This is a genomic window from Pseudomonas sp., from assembly GCF_030684895.1.
Classification (GTDB): Bacteria; Pseudomonadota; Gammaproteobacteria; order Pseudomonadales; family Pseudomonadaceae; genus Aquipseudomonas.
In genome coordinates, this window is sequence record NZ_JAUXXP010000067.1 from 42,651 (window position 1) to 48,650 (window position 6,000).

Annotated in this window: 6 protein-coding genes; 3 read left to right on the forward strand and 3 right to left on the reverse strand. The window is 61.9% G+C overall.

The features are described from left to right. The first annotated feature begins 90 nt into the window (after positions 1–90). Positions 91–1,965 (forward strand): DEAD/DEAH box helicase, encoded by a 1,875-nt coding sequence (locus Q8M42_RS15360; RefSeq protein ID WP_275960407.1) that lies wholly within the window; start codon positions 91–93, stop codon positions 1,963–1,965. A gap of 109 nt (positions 1,966–2,074) precedes the next feature. Here Q8M42_RS15360 and Q8M42_RS15365 read toward each other — a convergent pair whose 3' ends face one another. Continuing rightward, positions 2,075–2,653, reverse strand: a complete 579-nt coding sequence (locus tag Q8M42_RS15365) for a YceI family protein (protein WP_304865957.1) — start codon at positions 2,651–2,653, stop codon at positions 2,075–2,077. A gap of 60 nt (positions 2,654–2,713) precedes the next feature. Continuing rightward, the gene (locus tag Q8M42_RS15370; RefSeq protein WP_304865960.1) at positions 2,714–3,259 is read right to left on the reverse strand and encodes a cytochrome b; all 546 of its coding nucleotides are present in this window, start codon (positions 3,257–3,259) and stop codon (positions 2,714–2,716) included. Positions 3,260–3,561: 302 nt separating this feature from the next. Here Q8M42_RS15370 and Q8M42_RS15375 point away from each other — a divergent pair, with 302 nt between their 5' ends. Together Q8M42_RS15375 and Q8M42_RS15380 are read left to right on the forward strand one after the other, a co-directional pair. Beyond that, complete coding sequence (locus tag Q8M42_RS15375) at positions 3,562–4,968, forward strand: adenosylmethionine--8-amino-7-oxononanoate transaminase (RefSeq protein ID WP_304865963.1); 1,407 nt, start codon at positions 3,562–3,564, stop codon at positions 4,966–4,968. A 154-nt stretch (positions 4,969–5,122) separates the two neighbouring features. Beyond that, positions 5,123–5,842: a 16S rRNA (uracil(1498)-N(3))-methyltransferase gene (locus Q8M42_RS15380; protein ID WP_304865965.1), complete on the forward strand. Its 720-nt coding sequence runs from the start codon at positions 5,123–5,125 to the stop codon at positions 5,840–5,842. A 26-nt stretch (positions 5,843–5,868) separates the two neighbouring features. Here Q8M42_RS15380 and Q8M42_RS15385 read toward each other — a convergent pair. Continuing rightward, the coding region (locus Q8M42_RS15385; protein WP_304865968.1) for a transposase at positions 5,869–6,000 on the reverse strand (132 nt) is incomplete at its 5' end.

Consider the following 6,000-nt stretch of genomic DNA (forward strand, 5'->3'; position numbering starts at 1 on the left):
GTAGTACCGGACGGGATTACGCCCCCCAAGCGTGATTCAAGCCAGGCAATACACCCCATAGGGCTGCGCCCTCACTAGACAGGATTACACATGTCCTTTGCCTCCCTCGGTCTCTCCGAGGCTTTAGTCCGTGCGGTCGAATCCGCCGGCTACACCCAACCCACTCCGGTGCAACAGCGGGCCATCCCCGCCGCGTTGCAAGGTCGCGACCTGATGGTGGCGGCCCAGACGGGTACAGGTAAGACAGGCGGTTTTGCCCTGCCGATCCTCGAGCGACTGTTCCCCAACGGTCACCCGGATCGCGAACAGCGTCACGGCCCGAAACAACCGCGCGTCCTGGTATTGACCCCGACCCGCGAACTGGCCGCCCAGGTGCATGACAGCTTCAAGCTGTATGCCCGCGATTTGAAATTCGTCAGCGCCTGCATCTTCGGCGGCGTTGGCATGAACCCGCAGGTGCAGGCCCTGGCCAAGGGCGTCGACGTACTGGTGGCCTGCCCCGGCCGCCTGCTCGACCTGGCCAACCAGCGCGCCATCGACCTGTCGCATGTAGAAATCCTCGTCCTCGACGAAGCCGACCGCATGCTCGACATGGGCTTTATCCACGACGTGAAGAAGGTCCTCGCCAAGCTTCCGGCCAAACGCCAGAACCTGCTGTTCTCGGCGACCTTCTCGAAAGACATCACCGACCTGGCCGGCAAGCTCCTGCACAACCCGGAACGCATCGAAGTCACGCCGCCGAACACCACGGTCGAGCGTATCGAACAGCGGGTATTCCGCGTTCAGGCCAGCCACAAGCGCGCCCTGCTCGCCCACCTGATCACCGCTGGCGCCTGGGAACAGGTACTGGTCTTCACCCGTACCAAGCACGGCGCCAACCGCCTGGCCGAATACCTCGACAAGCACAACCTGCCGGCTGTGGCGATCCACGGTAACAAGAGCCAGAACGCCCGCACCAAAGCCCTGGCTGACTTCAAGGCCGGCAATGTGCGCATTCTGGTGGCCACCGATATCGCCGCCCGCGGTCTGGATATCGATCAGCTGCCGCACGTGGTCAACTTCGAGCTGCCGAATATCGAAGAAGATTACGTGCACCGCATCGGCCGTACCGGCCGTGCTGGCCGCAGCGGTGAGGCGATCTCCCTGGTTGCTCCGGATGAAGAGAAGCTGCTCAAGGGCATCGAGCGCATGACCAAGCAGAAGATCGGCGACGGTGATCTGCTCGGTTTTGATGCCAGCACCGTCGAGGCCGAGCGCCCGGAAGTGCGTGAGCCGCAGAAGCCACGTCAACCGCGCGGCGCCAAGCCGGAAGGCGAACGCCATGGCGGCGGGCGCAAGGACAAAGGCAAGGACAGCGGTCGCGACAACAACCGCAGCAAGCCCCAGGGCGGCCGAAGCCAACAGCCGCGTGGCGCATCATCAAGCCGCGCCGCCGCGCCAGCCGTGCCCGCACTCCCTCCGGACCGCGCGCCGGACGAGTTCCGCGACGATGAAATCGATAATTTCGGCAACCGTGCCGACTATGTAAGCCCGAACCAGAACAAGCAGCAGAACCGTGGCCGTCGGCCCGGTGCGCCTGCTGCACCAAGCGGTCCGAGCGCCAGCAATGGCGTCGGCCTGGGTGCTCGTCCAGCTAAGCCACCGCGCAGCAATGGCGGCGGTGCAAATGCTGGCGGCCAAGGCCGTCGCCAGGGCTCAGGCTCTGCAGGCCAGGGTGGTCAGGGCCGTAATGGCTCCGGTCGCGCACGTCCGCCGCGTGACACCCGCACCACCTCGCTGAACCGCGATGAGCTGCCACGCCAGGAAGCCGCAGTGAAAAGCCCACGCGACAAGCAACCGGTGATCGTGCACAAGGGCTCGCGCCTGGACCGCTTCCCGACACCGGAGCAGCTCGACGAACTGGCGAGCGCACGTCCGCGCGGCGAAAAGCCGGCCCTGCTGACGCGTAACCGCGAAGAGTCGTAACTCGCTAGCCGTACACAAAAACGCCGCCCAATGGGCGGCGTTTTTGTTTGTGCATAGTAAGCGTTGCAGGTCACGCCATCGGCATGGGTATCGCTACGCTCGACCCATCCTACTTGCGTACGCCTTCAACCGAGATGATCAGCTCAACGCTTTCCGACGCTGGGCCCAGATCCTTGGTGATGCCGAAGTCTTTCAGCTTCAGCGTGGTGCTGCCCTCGAAGCCAGCACGGTAGCCGCCCCACGGGTCCTTGCCTTCACCGATAAACTTGGCGGCAATCACTACCGGCTTGGTCACGCCATTAAGGGTCAGGTCGCCGGCGATATCGGCAGTGCCTTCACCAGTGGAGGTAACGGCAGTGGAGGCGAAGGTCGCGGTTGGGTGCTTGCTGACGTTGAGGAAGTCACCGCTGCGGATGTGCTTGTCGCGCTCGGCATGGTTGGTGTCGACGCTGGTGGTGTTCAGTGTCACGTTAACCTTGCTGTCCTGCGGCTTGGCGGCGTCGAAGCTGAAGCTGCCGTCAAAATCCTTGAACGTACCGTACAGCCAGCTGTAGCCGAGGTGGCTGATCTTGAAATTGACGAAGGCGTGCTGGCCTTGCTTGTCGATGGCGTAATCAGCCGCCATCGCCTGACCAGCGCCGATCAGTGCGCCACCAAGTGCCAGGGCTACGAGGGTTTTCTTCAACATGGGCATGCTCCTTGTGAGTGTGGGATGGGGCCTAAACAGCCCCGGAAACAGCAAAGGTCATTAGCGACCAAACATCCGCGTCAGCGTACGGTCACGATCAATAAAGTGGTGTTTCAACGCAGCCAGGGCATGAATGCCAGCAAAGATCACCAGCGCCCACGCCAGGTATTCATGCACCAGACCGGCGATATCTTCCTGATCAGGAATGCTGGTCAGGCTGGCCGGTACTTCAAACAGGCCGAACACCGGGATGCCGCGCCCGTCAGCCGTAGAAATCAGGTAGCCAGAAATCATCAGCACAAACAGCCCCAGGTAGAGAAAGCTGTGGCCCAGCTTGCTGGCCAGGCGGGTCATCCGCCCGTGGTTGGGCAAGCTCGCCGGTGGCGGACTGAACCAGCGCCACAACACCCGAGCCAGCATCACCGCAAACAGCACCAGGCCGATGCTCTTGTGCAGGTCCGGTGCGGTCTGCCGCCAGCTGCTGTAGTAGTCCAGGCCGACCATCCAGTAACCCAGGCCAAACAGGCCAAACACGGCCAGCGCCACCAGCCAGTGCATCAGGATGCTGACCAAGCCGTAGTGAGAAGAGCTATTGCGCCATTGCATTGCAAACTTTCCAAAGGAAGGACTAGGACCGCGAGTGGAGCAAGACTAGCAACAAACCTATCGACTAAAAGCGGAAATTTTCGCTTTGAAATATCGAGAAATACGATGCGTTACCCGATCCTTTAACTCAGCCGAATTAGTCTAGCGGCACTCGGCAAAGTTCAGCAGGCCGGCTACAAACGGCAGGATAGAGGGGATCAGCGGGAAACCTGGGTCATCAAGCGCAGTTGTGCCGTCCATCCTCCGCAGTGCTTCTGGTAGGCTTGGCGCAGATGATTGCGAGCCGAGGAAGAAGTAGAGCGATGAGCCTGAACGACCAGTGGATGCAGCGTGACCTGAAAGTGCTCTGGCACCCCTGCACGCAAATGAAGGACCACGAACAGCTGCCGCTGGTGCCGATCAAGCGCGGCGAAGGCGTATGGCTTGAGGACTTCGACGGCAAGCGTTACCTCGATGCGGTCAGCTCCTGGTGGGTCAACGTGTTCGGCCACGCCAACCCACGGATCAATCAGCGCATCAAGGATCAGGTCGACCAGTTGGAGCATGTGATCCTCGCCGGCTTCAGCCATCAGCCGGTGATCGAATTATCCGAGCGCCTGGTCAAGATGACCCCGGCAGGTCTGGACCGGGTGTTCTACGCCGACAACGGCTCATCCTGCATCGAAGTCGCGCTGAAGATGAGCTTTCACTACTGGCTCAACGTCGGCAAACCGGCGAAGAAGCGCTTCGTCACCCTCTCCAACAGTTACCACGGCGAGACCATCGCGGCGATGTCGGTGGGCGATGTCGCGCTGTTTACCGACACCTACAAGGCGTTGCTGCTCGACACCATCAAGGTGCCCAGCCCGGACTGCTACCACCGCCCCGACGGCATCAGTTGGGAAGAACATTCGCGCAACATGTTCCTGGCCATGGAACAGACCCTGGCCGAGCACGGCCATGAAGTCGCGGCGGTAATAGTCGAGCCGCTGATCCAGGGCGCCGGCGGCATGCGCATGTATCACCCGATCTACCTCAAGCTGCTGCGCGAAGCCTGCGACCGCTACGGCGTGCACCTGATCCACGACGAGATTGCCGTAGGCTTCGGCCGCACCGGAACGATGTTCGCCTGCGAACAGGCCGGCATCCGTCCGGATTTCCTCTGCCTATCGAAAGCGCTGACTGGCGGCTATCTGCCGCTGGCCGCCTGCCTGACCACCAACGAGGTGTACCAGGCGTTCTACGACGACTACTCGACCCTGCGCGCCTTCCTCCACTCGCACAGCTACACCGGCAATCCGCTGGCCTGCGCCGCCGCCCTGGCAACCCTGGATATCTTCGAGCAGGACAATGTGATTGAGGCCAACAAGGCGTTAGCCGCGCGGATGGCCAGCGCCACCGCGCACCTGGCCGATCACCCGCATGTCGCCGAAGTGCGTCAGACCGGCATGGCCCTGGCCATCGAGATGGTGCAGGACAAAGCCAGCAAAACCGCCTACCCCTGGCAGGAGCGTCGCGGCCTCAAGGTGTTCCAGCACGCGCTGGAGCGCGGCGCACTGCTGCGACCACTGGGCAGCGTGGTGTATTTCCTGCCGCCTTACGTGATCACCCCCGAGCAGATCGACTTTCTTGCCGAGGTGGCCAGCGAAGGCATCGACATCGCCACCCGCACCTCGGTCAGCGTGGCGCAAGGCAATGCCAACTACCCAGGGTTTCGTGATCCGGGCTAGAAGTAGGGTGGATCGGGGCGCGTAGCTGACGCTTCACCCATCCACCATTGCGATATTGCGGTGGATGAAAAGAGCGTCATCCACCCTACGGATTTCAATGCGCACGGCTCACCCTGAGGCTAAAATTCGCGCCTTTATTCTAGGTTCACCTCTTATGCGCCTATCCCGTTTCTTTATCGATGCCTCCCTCTCCCTCGGCCAGCACGAGCTGCCGGAGGCTCAGGCCCACTATATCGGCCGTGTGCTGCGGCATGCCGTGGGCGATGCGGTGCAATTGTTCGATGGCAGCGGTCAGGAATACCGCGGCGAGCTGATCGAGGTGGGCAAGAAAAGCGTGCGCGTCGAGTTGCGCGAAGCCTTTGCCGGCCAGGCCGAATCCCCCCTGCATATTCATCTGGGCCAGGGTCTGTCGCGCGGTGAGCGAATGGATTGGGCGATTCAGAAAGCCACCGAACTGGGCGCCAATGAAATCAGCCTGATAGTCAGCGAGCGCTGCGAAGTGCGCCTCAAGGATGAACGCGCCGACAAGCGCATGGCGCATTGGCGGCAAGTGGCGATCAGCGCCTGCGAGCAATGCGGGCGCTCGGTGCTGCCGATCATTCACCCACCCATTAGCCTCGCGGACTGGCTGGGGCAGGTAACCGCCGAACTCAAGTTGGTGCTGCACCCAGTCGCCGAGCCCTGGGCCAGCCACCCGCAGCCTAAGTCGCTGGCCTTTCTGATCGGCCCGGAAGGTGGTCTAAACGACAACGAAGTCGCCTTGGCTAAAGCCCAGGGCTTCCACGCTGCCCGCCTCGGCCCGCGTGTGCTACGCACGGAAACCGCACCGGTAGTGGCATTGAGTGTGGCGCAGCAGTTGTGGGGCGATTTCTAGGCCCACTTTCGCGCCATAAAAAAGGTTCATCGCGCTTTCCCGGGGAAGGCGGCCTTGATTTTCAGGAAGAAGTAGTCCGAGTCCCTGAAGCCATAGGCCATACGCTTGATCACCTTGATGCGGTTGTTCACCCCTTCCAGCAGGCTGGTATGCATGCG

Excerpts from the sequence above, each read along its gene's own strand:
- Q8M42_RS15370 (WP_304865960.1), bottom strand. The coding sequence starts at position 3,259 with ATGCAATGGCGCAATAGCTCTTCTCACTACGGCTTGGTCAGCATCCTG.
- Q8M42_RS15365 (WP_304865957.1), bottom strand. The coding sequence starts at position 2,653 with ATGTTGAAGAAAACCCTCGTAGCCCTGGCACTTGGTGGCGCACTGATC.
- Q8M42_RS15380 (WP_304865965.1), top strand. The coding sequence starts at position 5,123 with ATGCGCCTATCCCGTTTCTTTATCGATGCCTCCCTCTCCCTCGGCCAG.
- Q8M42_RS15360 (WP_275960407.1), top strand. The coding sequence starts at position 91 with ATGTCCTTTGCCTCCCTCGGTCTCTCCGAGGCTTTAGTCCGTGCGGTC.
- Q8M42_RS15375 (WP_304865963.1), top strand. The coding sequence starts at position 3,562 with ATGAGCCTGAACGACCAGTGGATGCAGCGTGACCTGAAAGTGCTCTGG.